The 16,176-nt window shown below is 67.7% G+C and carries 14 protein-coding genes and 1 pseudogene; 12 read left to right on the top strand and 3 right to left on the bottom strand.

Annotated features, from left to right (window positions below):
• Positions 1–415 precede the first annotated feature (415 nt).
• The 3 genes from ACWGJY_RS35815 to ACWGJY_RS35805 form a co-directional block, all read right to left on the bottom strand.
• Positions 416–1,546, bottom strand: a complete 1,131-nt coding sequence (locus ACWGJY_RS35815) for a catalase family protein (RefSeq protein ID WP_453265077.1) — start codon at positions 1,544–1,546, stop codon at positions 416–418.
• Between the two features lie 55 nt (positions 1,547–1,601).
• A complete protein-coding gene (locus ACWGJY_RS35810; RefSeq protein WP_453265076.1) occupies positions 1,602–2,954 on the bottom strand; it encodes a Dyp-type peroxidase in 1,353 nt (450 codons plus the stop codon).
• Positions 2,955–3,080: 126 nt separating this feature from the next.
• The gene (locus tag ACWGJY_RS35805) at positions 3,081–3,671 is read right to left on the bottom strand and encodes a hypothetical protein (protein ID WP_453265075.1); all 591 of its coding nucleotides are present in this window, start codon (positions 3,669–3,671) and stop codon (positions 3,081–3,083) included.
• 590 nt (positions 3,672–4,261) lie between these two features.
• Between ACWGJY_RS35805 and ACWGJY_RS35800 the strand changes: the two genes are divergently transcribed.
• The 12 genes and pseudogenes from ACWGJY_RS35800 (at position 4,262) to ACWGJY_RS35745 (ending at position 15,700) form a co-directional block, all read left to right on the top strand.
• Positions 4,262–4,939, top strand: coding sequence for a GAP family protein (locus ACWGJY_RS35800; RefSeq protein WP_453265074.1), 678 nt, complete (start codon positions 4,262–4,264; stop codon positions 4,937–4,939).
• Positions 4,940–5,560: 621 nt separating this feature from the next.
• A complete protein-coding gene (locus ACWGJY_RS35795; protein WP_453265073.1) occupies positions 5,561–6,514 on the top strand; it encodes an ABC transporter ATP-binding protein in 954 nt (317 codons plus the stop codon).
• On the top strand, positions 6,511–7,362 hold the full coding sequence (locus tag ACWGJY_RS35790) for an ABC transporter permease subunit (protein ID WP_453265072.1): 852 nt from the start codon (positions 6,511–6,513) through the stop codon (positions 7,360–7,362). The genes ACWGJY_RS35795 and ACWGJY_RS35790 overlap by 4 nt, the downstream gene beginning before the upstream one ends.
• Positions 7,363–7,385: 23 nt before the next feature.
• Positions 7,386–8,612 carry a sensor histidine kinase gene (locus ACWGJY_RS35785; protein ID WP_453265071.1) on the top strand — a complete coding sequence of 409 codons (1,227 nt, stop codon included), beginning with the start codon at positions 7,386–7,388 and terminating at the stop codon, positions 8,610–8,612.
• A gap of 17 nt (positions 8,613–8,629) precedes the next feature.
• Positions 8,630–9,283 (top strand): response regulator, encoded by a 654-nt coding sequence (locus ACWGJY_RS35780; protein ID WP_453265070.1) that lies wholly within the window; start codon positions 8,630–8,632, stop codon positions 9,281–9,283.
• Positions 9,284–9,297: 14 nt separating this feature from the next.
• Positions 9,298–9,426: pseudogene (locus ACWGJY_RS35775) on the top strand (tyrosine-type recombinase/integrase); the annotation flags it as partial.
• 290 nt (positions 9,427–9,716) lie between these two features.
• Positions 9,717–10,490: a DUF3159 domain-containing protein gene (locus tag ACWGJY_RS35770; protein WP_453265069.1), complete on the top strand. Its 774-nt coding sequence runs from the start codon at positions 9,717–9,719 to the stop codon at positions 10,488–10,490.
• Entirely contained in the window at positions 10,487–10,624 is a 138-nt protein-coding gene (locus ACWGJY_RS35765; protein ID WP_453265068.1) for a hypothetical protein, read from the top strand. Before ACWGJY_RS35770 ends, ACWGJY_RS35765 begins: the two co-directional genes overlap by 4 nt.
• Positions 10,625–10,790: 166 nt before the next feature.
• The gene (locus tag ACWGJY_RS35760; RefSeq protein WP_453265067.1) at positions 10,791–11,906 is read left to right on the top strand and encodes an epoxide hydrolase family protein; all 1,116 of its coding nucleotides are present in this window, start codon (positions 10,791–10,793) and stop codon (positions 11,904–11,906) included.
• Positions 11,907–12,037: 131 nt separating this feature from the next.
• Entirely contained in the window at positions 12,038–13,462 is a 1,425-nt protein-coding gene (locus ACWGJY_RS35755) for an NAD(P)-binding protein (protein WP_453265066.1), read from the top strand.
• Between the two features lie 346 nt (positions 13,463–13,808).
• Positions 13,809–15,026, top strand: a complete 1,218-nt coding sequence (locus ACWGJY_RS35750) for a sensor histidine kinase (protein ID WP_453265065.1) — start codon at positions 13,809–13,811, stop codon at positions 15,024–15,026.
• Between the two features lie 2 nt (positions 15,027–15,028).
• On the top strand, positions 15,029–15,700 hold the full coding sequence (locus tag ACWGJY_RS35745) for a response regulator (protein WP_453265064.1): 672 nt from the start codon (positions 15,029–15,031) through the stop codon (positions 15,698–15,700).
• The last annotated feature ends 476 nt before the right edge of the window (positions 15,701–16,176 follow it).

Below are 16,176 nucleotides of genomic sequence, written 5' to 3'. Positions count from 1 at the left end.
GCGGCCAGGGTGGCGGTACGAATCCGGGAAGTGCGCATGAACGGGTTCCCCTGCGTTTCGTGCGGGACTCTTCGTCGGTCGTTCCCGCGGCGTGGGCACCACTTTTCCCGGGGCCGCTGACGTTCCGGAAACGCCTCACTCACGTCCCGCTGACACACCGCGCGCGAACGGATGAGGCCGAGCCGCGGGCCGCATCCGCCGCGGCTGAGGACCGCGGCTCAGCCTCACCAAGTCCGTTCGCCCTGGCCGACCCGGCTGCTTTCCATGCCGTGGTCGTTCTGCTGCGAATCTGGAGGACGGCGCGCGGTTCCCCGGAGCGGCTGTCGGCCATGGTCGGTTACCGGGGCGTGGTACTCCCCTGCTGAACAGCAGGGACCGGGACCGGTGTGGGCGCTTGCCGGCACATCAGCCGGCGTCAGCGGGCCGGGCCAAGTACCTCGTCGGCGCTGCGCGGTTCGGTGCGCGGCTGCTGGTTGAGCTTGTGGCGTTCGATGGAGGATCGCCGGTAGACCTCTTTGCGGGCCCGCATGATGTTGCCCAGGGGTGCGTGCTCGGCGGTGACCCGCCAGGGGGTGAAGGACAGTGAGTCCATCTTCTCCAGGTTGTCCGGGCCGGAGATGTCCTGCTGCGGCAGCCGCAGCTTGGCCACGGTGACGGGCGGAGAGAGCTGCTCGGGCCACTCCACGGTGGTGTCCTCCACGGGCATGCGTTCCAGGTCGGTGCAGAGCTGGACCTGGATGTCGAAGGCGTAGGGGCGCTCCTGCAGTTCGGCTTGCAGGGCCGGTCGGAAGACCTCCGGCGCGGAGGCCGGGTCGATGGCGCGCCGGACCACCGCGGCGGCGGAGTGCGGGTCGGGGGTGATGCGGACCTTGGCGATGTGGTCCCCGTGCCGGACGGCGCCCATCGTCCAGTAGCTCGACAGCAGTACGTTGACCGGGGGGATCTTGGACAGGCGGAGGAAGGCCAGGAACTCATCCCATGCCCAGTTGTCCTGGTCGAGGGTTCCCTTTCCGGTCACGAACTCGGTGAAGAAACGACGCGCGCCGGGTCGGCCGTGAGAGAAGTAGGACGGGGCGTCCAGGAACAATTCCTGGATGAACAGGTAGTGCTCGACCGTATTGCAGAAGAAGATCGGTGCGTTGATGTTCGCGTAGTCGAAGGTGCCGGTGTCCGGTTCGTCTTCCAGCAGGGTCGGGCCGTCGATGCCGAAGATCTTCAGCGCCAGCCCGGTGGCGGCGCCCAGCCGCGCGTCGGCTCCGGCGTGGGGCGAGCCGTTGGAGAAGCGGATGAGGGCATCGTGGGTTCCCGGGGTCGCGTAGATGCCTTGGGCGTACTCGGGGGGAAGCCCGTCCAGGATCTCCACTTCCCCCCGGACCAGCCCGTAGCCCTTGGCATGGGCGTCGCGGAGGGCCCGTCCGGTGCCACCGGCCTTGACCGACTCGGCGATGTAGTTCTCGGTCGTTTCGATCACCGTCTGCAGGTTCTGGTCGAAGTGCGGGTCATCGTCTTCGACGTCAGGCGTGTAGCGGACGAACTGTGCTGCCATGACTGCGACCTCTTCTCGAAGACCGTGGTCGTGTCCCAGGGGGTAGGAATCGCCGTCAGTCCTCCAGATCGGCGAGCCAGCGCAAAGCGCGCAGCCCCGGCACGAAGCAGTACTCACCGCCTCGGGTGACCACGAAGCTGGGCAGGTTCTGGAGGCGGCGCCGGACCGGCTTTTCCGGGATGGTGGCGCTGCCGGTTCCGTCGTGATGCCCGGCTACCGGGTCCTTCTCGCCGGGGTGGCCGATGAAGTTGCCGTCGTTGACCCACTCGGCCTTGATGAATTCGAATTGCCGTTCGAGATGGGCCCCGAGGAAGACGCCGACCAGGCCGCGCTCGGCGCCGTCGTCCTCCAGCACTCCCTCCGGCAGCGGCGGGCCGTAGGTGGTGCCGCGGCGGATCAGGCGGTGCATCCGTGCGTCGCCGATGATGGTGGAATCGCGGGGGTTGATGCGCCGGATGTGCGCACCGGCAGGGCACCGGAAGCCGCGATCGTCGTTCTCCCGGTACAGGAAGTTGTTGACGCGGTGCGGGTCGGCCGCCAGCTCCGGGTCATCGTGGTCCGGGGTCAGGGTCAGGGGCGCTCCGCTGGGCCAGCGCCCGACCATCTTCGCCGCCAGGAGTGCCTCCTCCTGGGCGCTGGAGGAGTTCGCGCGCAGGTAGCGGCGCCAGGCCGCCACGTTGGTGTGGACCTTGCGTACGGCCGCGTAGGTTCCGTTGCACCCCAGCACGTCGGGGCTGGGCATGGGCGGCAGGCTGCCGGTTTCGTCGGGGTAGCCGAGGAGGAACTCGCCGGCTTTGATGGGGGCTTCCTGCGGGTTGGAGCCGGGCAGTCCGACGCCCTCGATGTTCGGTTGGCTGATGCCGTCGCGGAATCCGAAGGTGGTGCGCCCGGTGGGGAGCTGGTGGACGTCCTGCTGCCAGATCACCTGGACACCGGGCGTGTCCTCGTAGGCGACGCGGGCCCGCTCCAGCGCCTTGTCGAGCTGCGCCGTCTCGGAGGAGAGGGCGCTCAACGCGATATGGACCTCGCCCGTTCCGAACGGTGTCTCCCAGTGGGCCGGGGCACTCTCGCCCACGTCACCGATCAGCTCCGCGCGGGCAGCCATGCCCTCACGGAACGCCCGCGGAAAGCTGTCCAGTGACTCCTGGGGCACCCCCAGGGCCCTCAGCCCCTGGTAGGTGAACGCCACCGCCACCCAGGCGTCCTGGCTCCGGTCCGCGCTGGGCAGACCACCCGGGGTCAGCGGGAGCAGCCGCCGCAGCAGGGCGCGGCCGGCGTGGCGGTCGTCGACGCGCAGGAAGACGAACTTTCCCTCGTACGGCACGGGCCGTGGGCGCAGGGCCCCGCTCTGGACGTCGTCGATCTCGACGCGCACGCCGGGTTCGCTGCTGCTTGCCGCCGAGTTCATGATCGCTTGTGCCTCCACATCGGTCTCTGCCCGGCCGGCCCTGCGCCGGCCGGCCCGCACCCTGCCGTCGCGGTCCACCGATGTGGGGTCGGCTCTGCGTAGGGGTGTGTCCGGGTTCCAGGCCTTCTAGGCCGCGGCTTCCTCCAGCAGCTTCTGGAAGGCAGGCGTGGCCAGCAACTCGGCGTTGGCCGGGTTGTCCAGCGCCGCCCGGAATTCAGGGGTGTCCAGCACCTCCTCGAATGCCTCGTCCACCCGGTGGTCCTTCCAGATCTGCTGAACGGTCAGGTCGGGATAGGAGCTGACGAAGCTCTTCGCGGGCGCCTGGTGGGCGACGAACCAGTCCTTCACTCCTGGATCGCTGATGCCGGGGAACCCTTCGCTGTGCGAGAAGATGGTGTCGAAGTGGGACCCGATCACCGTCTTGGCGAAGTCGTCGATGTAGGTGTCCCAGGAGCCGTCGAAGACGCTGGCGAACATGAACTGGGTGTCGTTGTCGAAGATCACGTGCCGGGCGTCGTGCAGGGTGCCGATCTGGCGTAGCGCCGCACGGGCCTGCACGTCATCCGACCCGCTGGCGAGCGCGGCGAGATCCGCACGCAGCGCATCGGCCTCGCCCGGCTTGATCTTGGTAAAGACGGTGAACTCGCTGCAGACCCCATCCGACCTGCCCGGTCGCTCGGGCTGAGCCGACGGAGTTGCACCTGTCGTCGCAGTCATCGCGAGACTCTCCTGCCACGGATCGGTGCGAGGGTCGCCAAGCACCCGAATATGGGGCGCCATCGCCCTCACTCCTTCATCCTGACCGGCCCTGCGCGGCCTCGCATCTTCGGCCCTGGGGATGGGGGATGGGGGATGACGGGGCCTCGCGTTCTGAGGAATTCGCGACGGCAGATCCGCGACGGCAGATCCGCCACGACAGATCCGCGACGACGCAGGAAGATGAAATGGGATGTCCCGAGTACGGCGTGTCACGCTCCCGGGCAGCCGCTTCCGCGTGGCCGAGAAGTCAGCCGCGTCACAGGTCGCGGCTGCACCCTGGCACCATCCCGGCCGCACCGTGAGCGGGTTCGCGTCGTGCAGGCGCTCAGCAGTACCGGAACTTCCGGACGGCCGCAGGGCGGGTGACGATCACCGGGGAGTTCGCCCTTCGGAGGGGCGCTTTTGGGGCAGCGGCGATCCTACTGGGGCCCGCTGCAGGCCCGGGGCACGCCCACGACAGACCGCGGGTGCCCGCCCCAGGCGGTGGGGCGCTCACTCCCGCCCCGCCTTGCGCGACCCGATCGCCGCCCTGCCCCCTGGAGGTAACCATGGGCAAAGTCCTCGGTGACGTGCTGGGTCTTGCGGCGGGCGTCGCGATCAGCCCGATCCCGATCATCGCCGTCATCCTCATCCTCGCGACGCCTCGGGGACGGCTCAACGGAGTGCTCTTCACCGTCGGCTGGATTCTGGGACTCTCGGCACTGGGCGTGGTGATGCTGGCGATCGCTTCCCCCGCAGGTGCCTCCGCCCACCATCACCCGGCCACCTGGGTGGGAGCCCTCAAACTCGCTCTGGGCGTGCTCCTGGTCCTCTTCGGCGCCCGGCAGTGGCACCGGCGCCCGAAGGATCCCTCGCAAGCCCGGCTGCCGAAGTGGATGGGCGCGCTCGACCGCCTCACGCCGGTCAAGGTCTTCGGACTCGGACTGGCCCTGGCCGCACTCAACGCCAAGAACGCCCCGCTGACCATCGCCGCGGGCGCCTCGATCGGCTCGGCCGGACTGCCGGTCGGGCAGCAGATCGCCTCGCTGGCAATCTTCGTGCTGATCGCCACCCTCGGCCTGCTCGCCCCACTGGGGGTCTTCCTCCTTGGCGGAGAGCGAGCGAAAACCACGCTCGGCAGTTGGAAAGACTGGGCAGCCCAGCACAATGTCGCCGTGATGGCGGTCCTGTTCTTCGTCCTCGGCTTGAAACTGCTCGGAGACGGCATCTCCGTCCTCACCTCCTGACAGGCTTGCTCGCGTCGCCGTGCGGTCCGATCGCACGACCCCGCACTGTGGTCATGCCACGCGAGGGTCGGCCGCCTGACCGTTTCCACATTTGAGGTGACGGCCAATGAGATCGCTCGACAGATCCTTGTGGATGTCAACTCCGTGCGTTATTCGGGGTCTTATGGCACGCGAATGGCGCGCGGGCAAAAATGGTCTAGACAACAAACAGGCCCCAGGTCGCTGACCTGGGGCTCACGCCGTGGAGCGGGTGACGGGAATCGAACCCGCGCTCGGAGCTTGGGAATCAGTGGGCTTTCCGCATGCTCGTCCGCGCGTTCACCGTGATGCGGTGGTGTTCGGACCTGCGGCGGAGCGGGGGCGAGGAGGCCCGCTGAACGGTGCTGGACGCCCCTGAATGCAACCAGAACTGCCACTGGGGCCGTCAGGCACAGCCGCAAGAGGCCCGCCGGCCCACCGGCAGCCCTCTTGCGGCTGCGGATCGCGTGTCCATCCTGCGGCCTACCGCATACTCCGGACGGCTGATGAGATTCGCCAACGAAATGAGTGGCACGACCGACGCCCTCGGATTCCGCAGAAGAATAACTTGCGGTCACTGCTTCTGCAGAGAATGAGGATGACGTGATCGAAGTAGAGAAAATAACCAAACGCTATGGTGACATGACAGCAGTGGGTGATGTGACCTTTACTGTGCGTCCGGGAATGGTCACCGGATTCCTTGGGCCGAACGGTGCCGGTAAGTCCACGACGATGCGGATGCTGCTGGGGCTGGATGCCCCCACAGCAGGGGAAGCCCGCATCAACGGTCGGCGCTATGCCGACCATGCTGCGCCTTTGCGAGAGGCCGGGGCGCTGTTGGAGGCACGTGCCGTACACACCGGACGCTCGGCCCACAGCCACCTCCGTGCCCTTGCTCTGACCCATGGCATCCCCCGCAGCCGGGTGGGGGAGGTGCTCGATCTGGTGGGGTTGAGCGGGGTGGCGCGCAAACGCGTCGGCGGGTTTTCCCTGGGGATGGGGCAGCGCCTTGGCCTGGCCGCGGCCCTGCTCGGTGATCCCGCAGTGCTGGTCTTGGACGAGCCGGTGAATGGTTTGGACCCGGAGGGCGTCCGGTGGATTCGCCACCTGCTGCGTGGCTTGGCCGCCGAGGGACGCACCGTGTTCATCTCCTCCCATCTGATGAGTGAGATGGCGATGACCGCCGACCACTTGATCGTCATCGGCAAGGGCAGACTCATCGCTGACACCTCGGTCAAGGAGCTCACGCTCCGGGCGTCCCGCAAGGTCGTGCGGGTACGCACGCAGCACACCACCCGGCTGCGCGAGCTGATCGTCGGGCGTGAGGTGAGCGTCACTGCTGTCGATCCTGGTCTGCTGGAAGTGCACGGGCTCAGCAGTGCCGAGATCGGTGGAGTGGCCTGTGACAACGCGATACCGCTGGAGGAACTGTCCCCGGTGCAGGCATCGCTGGAGGAGGCGTTCATGGAGGTCACCCAGGACGCGGTTGAGTACCGCGTCGTCCCGGAAAGCGGCCGGGCGCAGCAGCCGGCATCCCAGGAGAGGACGGCATCGTGACGACCATCAATGCCGGCGAGAACACGTTGCCGGTCGAGCCCCGGCCGCCCGCCGGGCGGCGTGCGGACCAGAAGCTGACTCAGGCGCGCACCCTGCGCTCGGAGTGGTTCAAGTTCTGGTCGCTGCGCTCCTCCTACTACACGCTCGGCGGGATGCTCCTTTTCATGATCGGTTTTGGTGTCTTCATCGGCGCCCTCGGATCGAGTCAGTGGGAGAAAATGACACCGTCAGATCGGGCGTCTTTCGATCTGACCAGCACGAGTCTGGGTGGCTACGCCCTGGCGCAGATGGTGGTCGGCGTGTTGGGCGTACTGCTGGTGACCGGTGAATACAGCACCGGGATGATCCGATCCAGCCTGGTGGCAGTACCCAAACGGCTGCCCGTGCTGATCGCGAAGGCGGGGTCTTTCGCAGCGATCGTCATGACTGTCACGACGGCGGCCGCGCTTATCGCGGTCTTCGTGGCACGGGGATTGTTCGCCGTCCACGACGTCCAGGTCACTCCGTTCGCGTCAGCAACGTGGCGTATGGTCCTGGGCGCCGGGCTCTACCTGACCGTGATCGGACTACTGGGGGTGGGGCTCGGTTTCATCATCCGTAACACCCCAGGTGCACTTACCGCGCTTTTCGGACTTCTCTACATCGTGCCCGTCATTGGCAACCTTCTGCCGAGAAGCTGGGCCGAGCACATGGTTCCTTATCTGCCCACCAAGGCCGGTGCACAAATCATGGCCGCGCACGCGGACCCGGCTATGCTGGGCCCCTGGACCGGCCTCGCAGTCTGCTGCATATACGGGGCTGCAGCACTGGTGATCGGTGCCGTGCTGCTGAAACACAAGGACGCCTGAGCCGGTCGAAAGGGCGATGGCACATGGCGAGCATCTCGGGCCGGGCCGCTTGGCTACCGGGCATCTTCCCGCTGCGGACACAGTTGGAGCGGCACCCGCTGCTCACCGACGCAGTCCTCGCAGTGGCCCTGTTCCTGACCTTGTCGAACGCACGCTTTTACACAGAGGGCGGACACCCGATACCGGTCAGCCCCACACCGGTGCTGGCTCATGCGGTGATATGCGCTCTTGTGGTGCCGCGCCGCCGCTATCCCCTGTCGGTATTCGCTGCGATGTGTACGGTGGTCGTAGTCCAGGAAATACTCAATTTCCCTTCGGTCTACGACCCCGTCATCCTTGTCGGCCTGTACACGGTGGCCGCGCACTGCGCGTTCAAGATGGCGCTGGCGGCCGTGGCCGTACTCGAAGCGGGCTTGGCACTGACGGTCTTCCAGGTGTTTCCGGTCCTTATAGCGGCGACCCTTTTCATTTTCCTGTCCGGCTTGCTGATCGCGGCCCTCGGGCTCGGCGCTTTCCTTCGCACCAGACGGGACTATCTGACCGCCCTGGAGGATCGGGCAGCGCGCGCCGAGGCCGAACGTGACCAGCAGGTGCGGATCGCCGCCGCCCGGGAACGCGCCCGGATCGCCCGAGAGATGCACGATATCGTGGCGCACAACCTGTCGGTGATGATCGCCCTGGCCGACGGTGCGGCCTTCGCCGCCCGCGCCGGTTCGGCAGACGCAGAAGCCGCCGCCCGGCAAGCATCGGACACCGGACGCCGCGCCCTGACCGAGATGCATCGAGTGCTGGGTCTCTTGCGCGAAGCCGACTCGGAGGCCTCCCACGCCCCGCAACCAGGCATCGAGCAGGTTGACGAACTACTCACCCAGGTACGAGGCGCCGGCCTGGCAGCTTCACTGACCGTTACCGGCGAACCATTCCCGGTCCTGCCCACCGCAGGGCTTGCGGTCTACCGGCTCATCCAGGAAGCCCTGACCAACGTACTCAAACACGCGCAGTCGCCAACCGCGGCCAAAGTCGTGCTGCGCTACGCCGACCCAGGCATCGAGGTGGGCGTCACCGACGACGGCCGCGGCGCCCCCACCCCCGAGCGCGCAGGCGGCGGGCATGGGCTGACCGGTATGCGTGAGCGCGTCGGCATGTTCAACGGCCAGGTCGAGGCCGAGCCACAGCCGGGTGGAGGCTGGCGGGTTCACGCCCGCCTGGACTCCTGCCGAGCCGGCACTCCTGACAGGGTGGCCTCGTGACTATCACGATTCTGCTGGTGGACGACGAGCCGCTGCTGCGGCTCGGTTTCCGACTCGTCCTCAACTCTCAGCCGGATATGCAGGTCGTCGGAGAGGCCGGCGACGGGGCGACCGCCGTGAGCCAAGCCGCCGAACTGGACCCGGACGTCGTACTCATGGACGTCCGCATGCCCGGTATGGACGGCATCCACGCCACCGAGAAGATTGTCGCGAGCCACGGCCGGTCCCGCGTGCTGATCCTGACTACCTTCGATCTCGACGAGCATGCCTTCGCCGGGCTACGCGCCGGCGCCAGTGGATTCCTGCTCAAGAACGTGCCACCGGAGGATCTGCTGTCCGGGATCCGCGCCGTGGCCAGCGGGGATGCCGTAGTCGCGCCCAGAGTGACCCGAAAGCTGCTGGATGCCGTCGCCCACCAGCTCCCCGATTCACGTACTGCGCGAGCCGAGCCGAACGCCCGGCTGGCCGCACTGACCGACCGTGAGCGCGAGGTGCTGATCCAGATGGCCGATGCCCTGACCAACGCTGAAATCGCGCAGCAGCTGTGTGTCTCCGAAGCCACGGTGAAGACGCATGTCAGCCGGGTGCTCACCAAACTTGAATTGCGCGATCGGGTGCAAGCCGTCGCGTTCGCCTATCGGGTAGGTCTCGTTCACCCCCTGGGCCTATAGACCCAGGGCTCATCGAGGAGCAGGCCGAGTTGTGCCGCAGGGACGTGGACCTCGACACCATGACCATCCGCGTTCGCCAGGCTGTGCCGGAGCTCACCACCGGCCGGCGCGCGGTGGGCGACACCAAGTCCGAGGCGGGCAAGAGCTAGGACACGATGGTCCGAGCCGGTCCGGGGCATGACGTGTATGCCCCCGGTGTCGAAGAGATGTCGCCGCTTACCTGGCTGGATCTGACGTCCAAGCGCCTTCGCCCGGTCCAGGTGGCACGTGGTCGGAGTCTGCGCTTGTGGCAGGCGCTGCAGATCTCGTACTGCGCTTGCGGTAGCTCAAGAGTCTGCAGGCGCACGACGACAGCCTCCGGGCGAGACGGCACGGTAGTCAGTGCCGCAAGCGGCGAAGCGAGCAGCAATTCGTCGAGGAGCCTGGAGCAGCTGTGGACCCTGCAGTACGCCGCGAAGTCGGTGGTGAGGATGCCATCCGGTCCGCTGTGCGTCATCGGCTACGCAAGGCGGTGATCGATGTGGTGCCCGTCTTCGGGTTCACCGTGAGCTTCGCCCTCACCCACCGGCTTGCCGTCGCGCTGGTGCTCGCCCTTGTGGCCGGGGCCGCGGTCTGCGTCTACCGGATGGTGCGCAGGGAGCCCGTGTGGGGCGCCCTCGGGGTCCTCGGCCTCGTGTGCGTCGCGGGCGCGTTGGCCGCAGGGACGGGGCAGGCCGCCAGCTTCTTTCTGCCGAGTCTGCTGCTGCACGCCGTGATGGCCGTGGTGACCACCGTGATGCTGTTGCTCGGCTGGCCGCCGATGGGCGTGGTGGTGGGGCTGGTCACGAAGGAGGGGGCCGGCTGGCGGCGGTGCAGGGTGCGCCGGCGGGCCTTCACCAAAGGCAACGTGGTGGTCTTCGCCGGGAACCTTGTGATGCTGTCGATCCAGCTCCCGCTGTTCCTGTCCGGCCAGACTGTCGCCCTCGGCTCGGTCGATGTCTTCGGGCCGATTGTCATCGCGCTCGGCGCGCTGGTGGGTTGGCGCGTCTACCGGCGTGCCCTGGGAGGGCACCGCTGCGGCGTCCACGACTGCAGGACGGTTCTGGCCGATTCGACGGTTCTGGCCGACTCCACGGCTCCGTGCGAGCTGCCACCCGGTACGGACCGGCGGGAACGCGGCGCACGGGATACCGAGGCCACCGCCTGCGTCGGCGAGGTTTCCTCATGAGGGAGCCGCCCGAGCACACCAGAATTCGACGGCTGCTCACCGGCCGGTTCACCGTGCGCCGGCTGCGTCAACCGACCTCCGCGGTGCAGCAGATCGGCGGCGAGCAGTCGAGCTCGGTGCCACCGGTTTTCTGAGTCCGGGTCGCAGTTGACGGGCATGCGCGAGCGAAGCCGCCCGGAATTCTTCTGGGCCGCGTGTACGCACATCGCGGCCTTTGGTAAGGCAAGAACGCAAGGATCGCATCGCCGCTGTGTGTGCGATGCGGGGGAGAGAGCAATTGTGGTTGATTCCGATACCGTCGTGCCCTTCGTGCTCGCCGTGCCCGACGACGCGCTGGAGGATGTGCGCGACCGTTTGCGCCGTGTCCGGCTTCCCGAGGCCGAGACGGTCAATGACTGGTCACAGGGTATTCCGCGCTCCTACGTCCAGGAGTTGTGCCGGTACTGGCTCGAAGAATACGACTGGCGCCGACTCGAAGCCGAGCTCAATGACCGTGGTCAGTGGCGCACGGTGATCGACGGGTTGGGAATCCATTTCCTTCACGTCCGCTCCCCCCGTGCGGATGCGCGACCCTTGCTGATCACTCATGGGTGGCCCGGTTCGGTGGTGGAGTTCCTCGACATCCTCGACGAGCTGGCCGATCCGCCGCCCGGTGAACCCGCGTTTCACGTGGTCGCGCCTTCGTTGCCGGGATTTGGTTTCTCCGACAAGCCGGCCGGGACGGGCTGGGGGATCGAGCGCATTGCCGATGCCTGGGCCGAGCTGATGGCCCGGCTCGGCTATGAACGCTTCCTTGCCCAGGGCGGCGACTGGGGTGCGTTCGTGACGACGGCACTGGGGGTCCGGCACCCTGACCGTGTCGAGGCGTTGCATACGACGATGCCGCCGGTCCAGCCTCCCTCAGGGTTCACCGAGGACGATCTCGGCGACGCCGAGCGCGCGGACCTGGCTGCGGCCAGGGAAGTGCTGGCGGCTGAGCGCGGGTACATGGCTGTGCAGTCGACGCGTCCGCAGACGCTCGGGTACGGCCTGGCGGATTCCCCGGCCGGGCAACTCGCCTGGATCGTGGAGAAGTTCCAGGGCTGGACCGACTGTGACGGTCATCCCGAGAATGCGGTGTCCCGCCAGCGGCTGCTGGACAATGCCGCGGTCTACTGGTTCGGCGCGTGCGGCGCGTCGTCGGCGCGGTTGTACTGGGAGAGCCTGCCGGCCCGGAACTGGGCGCCGGTGACGGTCCCGTCAGCGGTGTCGAGATTCCCGAAGGAACCATTCCGAGCGCCCCGCGCCTGGGTCGAGGCGCGCTTTGAAAACCTGCAGTACTGGAATTCCCTGGACCGTGGCGGGCACTTCCCCTCCCTTGAGGTTCCGCACCTTTTCGTCTCCGAGCTGCGGGCCGCCTTCGGCCGCGAGTCCTGACGAGACAGTCGCCGTCCTGCCATGCAGGCACAGGCATTCAGCGGAGAAATACGCACTGATTGAGCGGTAACGAAGGCGTCGTTGTGCCGACGCGACGGCGAGTTCCGCACCCACACAAGAGAGGAAATACGATGTCAGAGCGGGAAACCATAGAGGTTGACTACCTGATCGTCGGGGCCGGAGCCATGGGCATGGCTTTCGCCGACACCCTGTTGGCCGAGACGGACGCGACCGTGGCCATCGTCGATCGCTACGGTCGGCCCGGTGGCCACTGGACGGTCGCTTACCCGTTCGTGCGCCTGCATCAGCCTTCGTCGTTCTACGGCGTCAACTCCCGTGAACTGGGAACAGACGAAGTGGACCAGGACGGCTGGAACGCGGGGCTTCACGAACTGGCGTCGTCCGATGAGATCCTCACCTACTTCGACCAGGTGATGCGCAAAACCTTCTTGCCCAGCGGTCGCGTCTCGTACTTCCCCATGTCCCATTACGACGGCGCGGATCCGGCGCGACCGGAGGTCCAGCGGTGTCGCTCCCTCGTCACCGGCGGCGAGTTCGACATCCGCGTGCGCCGGCGGACCGTGGACGCCACCTACATGAACGTCACGGTTCCCGCGATGTGCCCGCCGAAGTACGAGGTGGCTTCCGGAGTCCGGCTGATCACCCCCAACCAGCTGCCGGCCCTGGACCAGCAGGCGTCGCACTACACCGTGGTGGGAGCGGGAAAGACGGGCATCGACGCGTGCCTGTGGCTTCTGCAGCACGGCGTCGACCCGTCCGGCATCACCTGGATCATGCCGCGCGACTCGTGGCTGCTCGACCGTGCTCAGATCCAGCCCGGACCGGAGAACGCCGCGAGCGACGCCGAGTCCTTCACCGCTCGCATCCGAGCGGTGCTCGAATCCCACACGGTCGAGGAGCTCTTTCAGCGGCTGGAAGCCGGCGGCCTCCTGCTGAGGCTGTCTTCCGAGGTCACGCCGACGGCCTATCGCTGCGCGACCGTCAGCCGGACCGAACTCGAACAGCTCCGGCGAATCACCGACATCGTCCGCCACGGCAGGGTGGGGCGCATCGGCCCCGACGCGGTGGAACTCGACGGGGCGACCGTCCCCGCCCGCCCCGGCACCCTCTACATCGACTGCACCGCGGACGGCCTCGAGGCGCGGCCGGTGATGCCGATGTTCAGCGGCGCCCGCATCACGTTGCAGGCGCTCGTCCCGTGCCAGCAGGTGTTCAGCGCCGCCTTCGCCGCCCACGTCGAGGCAACATATGAGGACGACGCCCAGAAGAACCGGATATGCGTCGCCGCCCCTCACCCCAACACCGCCCTGGACTGGCTTCGCAGCAGTGCGCACCTCGATGACCTGCTCCTGCGGTGGTCTGCGGAGCGTGGGCTCCTCGAATGGTGCGACGTATCGCGTCTGACGAAATACTCGCTCGGCTCGCTCCCCGACGAACTGCGGACCGCGTTCCTCGAGGGCCTGCGCGCCGAGAGGACGCAGCTGCAGCAATTGCTGGCACACGAGGACCAGGCCGTGGCAGTGGCAGCGAACTGACAACCGTCACCGGGCGGCCTGCGCGCCGCGATAGAGGACGCGGGCGAGGGGTGCCCCGTACGGTCCGGTACGGGCGAATATAGGCCGATATGGACCGGTCCGATATGGGTCGGCCTGGTCCGATACAGGCTGATACGGGCCTATATGGGCCGGTCCGGCACATTCCGGCCTCGACCAGGTGTGCTCTCTGGTCGAGGCCGGACCTCGGCCGGCGAGGAAGGAGGCGTGCCTCGTGTGGATGTCCTGGGTGCGGGGCGAGCGGATGGCAACAGACCCGCGGGCACCGCGGGGCCGGATCGGCGCCCTCGGCCGGTCCGGGCCGGCTGTGTACGGTGAAGGAGTGCAGATGTTCGACCGGCTCAGGGGGTTGCGGCTGGTCCAGCCGTGGCTGGGCGACCTGGCCGTCGCGGTCAGCTGCTTCTTCTTGACCACCCCCATGGCGGTAGCCGTCGCCTACCTCCACCGGACCTCGGCCGCCTGGACCATCGGGGGCCTGGCCCTCGCCTGCGTGCCGCTGGTCGCCCGCAGCCGCCGGCCGTTCCATGTGGTCGCGGCGACCCTGGCGGTGAGCGTCGCCCAGCTCCTCCTCTTCTCCCTCCCCGGGCCGTCGTCCGTCGCCACCGCGGTCGCGCTTTACTCGGTGACGATACGCACCGACCGGCGTACGGCCCGGCGAGTCGGCGCGTTCACGACAGCAGTACTCGTCACCACCTCGCTGATCTCCCGCCCTGGCCTGGAGAACATCTGGCAACACCTGGCCCTGATCGCCGGGTTGGGCCTGGCGGTGGCCAGTGGCGACGCCGTCCGCAGCCGCCGCCAACTGCTGGCCTCCGCCCTGGAACGAGCCGAACAGGCCGAGCACACCAGAGAGGAGGAAGCCCGGCACCGCGTCACCGAAGAACGCCTCCGCATCGCCCGGGAGCTCCACGACGTCGTCGCCCACCACATCACCCTGGTCAACGCCCAGGCAGGCGTCGCTCACCACCTGATGCGCACCGACCCCGACCACGCCTACCAAGCCCTCGAACGCATCCGGGACACCAGCCGGGCGGCACTGGACGAGCTACGCGCCACCGTAGGACTGCTCCGCTACAGCGACGACCCGGCCGCGCCCTGCGAGCCCGCACCCGGCCTCGCCGATCTCGACGCGCTGCTGGACTCCTTCCGCCACTCCGGTCTCGACGTCAGCCCCGAACGCACCGGGCAACCGGGCGAGCTGCCACCGATCACCGATCTGACGGCCTACCGGATCATCCAGGAAGCCCTGACCAACACCCGCAAGCACGCCGGCCTCGTATCGGCACGGGTCCACCTGGACTACCGCACCGACGCCCTGCGGATCGCCGTCGAAGACGACGGCCCCGGCACCCCGGGAAACAACAGCGGCAACGCACCCGCCACCACAACCACCGACGAAACCCGAGGTACCGGCACCGGACACGGAATGATCGGGATGCACGAGCGGGCCAAAGCCGCAGGCGGCACCCTCACCGCCGGACCGCGCCCCGCCGGAGGCTTCCGGATCGACGCCGAACTGCCACTCCGCGCCCGCCGAAAGGGCTGACCATGACCATCCGTGTCCTCCTCGCCGACGACCAGGCCCTGCTCCGCGGCACCTTCCGCATACTCATCGACTCCGCCACCGACATGGAAGTGGTCGCCGAAGCCTCAACGGGACGCGAGGCCGTCGAACGGGCCCGCAGCCACCGCGCCGACCTGATCCTCATGGACATCCGGATGCCCGACCTCGACGGTCTCGCCGCCACCCGGCTCATCACTGAGGACGAGAACCTCGCAGGCGTCAAAATCCTGATACTGACCACCTTCGAGAACGAGGAATACGTCGCCGAGGCCCTACGCGCCGGAGCCAGCGGCTTCCTCGGCAAAGGCATCAACCCCGAAGAACTCCTGGACGCCATCAGGGTCGTCGCCGCAGGTGACTCCCTGCTCTCACCCGCCGCGACCCGATCCCTGATCAACCGCTTCCTGGCCCAACCCGCCCCACCCGGCCCGCACTCACCACCACAACTGGCCACCCTCACCCCGCGGGAACACGAGGTCGTCACCCTGGTGGCCGCCGGCCTGTCCAACGACGACATCGCCGAACGCCTCTTCGTCACACCACTCACCGCCAAAACCCACGTCAACCGCGCGATGACCAAACTCGGCGCCCGGGACCGGGCCCAACTCGTGGTGATCGCCTACCAGACCGGACTGGCCCGCCCCGACGGCTCATGACCTCCTCGTCCACTCCACCGGACGACTTCGCGAGCACGCCCGGCCGATCTCGTGGTGGACGGGTCGGGTGAGGCCGCGTTCGTACACGGTGGTGGCGATCACACCAGCGACGGCCGTGGTCTCCACTGCCCTCTTCAGTGGGCGGGGGCCGGCTTCTTCGGCGCCGGCGAAAGGGCGTTGACCGGGAGCTGCTGCTCGCATCTGAAGGACGAGCACGGGTTCGCGGAACTGACACGCGTAACCCGCGAACCCGACCGCCTCCGCTGTGTGCATCTCGTTCATTCTCAGCACGCCCAATGAGCAGCGGGCGATCGGGTACACCGAGACATCAGCGGGTGACGCCTCACTGGCAGGCGGACCGTCAGAAGTTGTACGGCTTGGTGGTGTTCCAGTTCAGCACGTCGGCTTCGTTCCAGCTGAACTGCGTCTTGCCCTTGATGTCGACCGAGTAGGAGGGGCCGTTGTGGCCGTCGGTG

This window comes from Streptomyces sp. NPDC054765, from assembly GCF_053612065.1.
The sequence above is the reverse complement of the archived record's forward strand: the minus strand, read 5'-3'. Positions and strand labels throughout refer to the sequence as shown.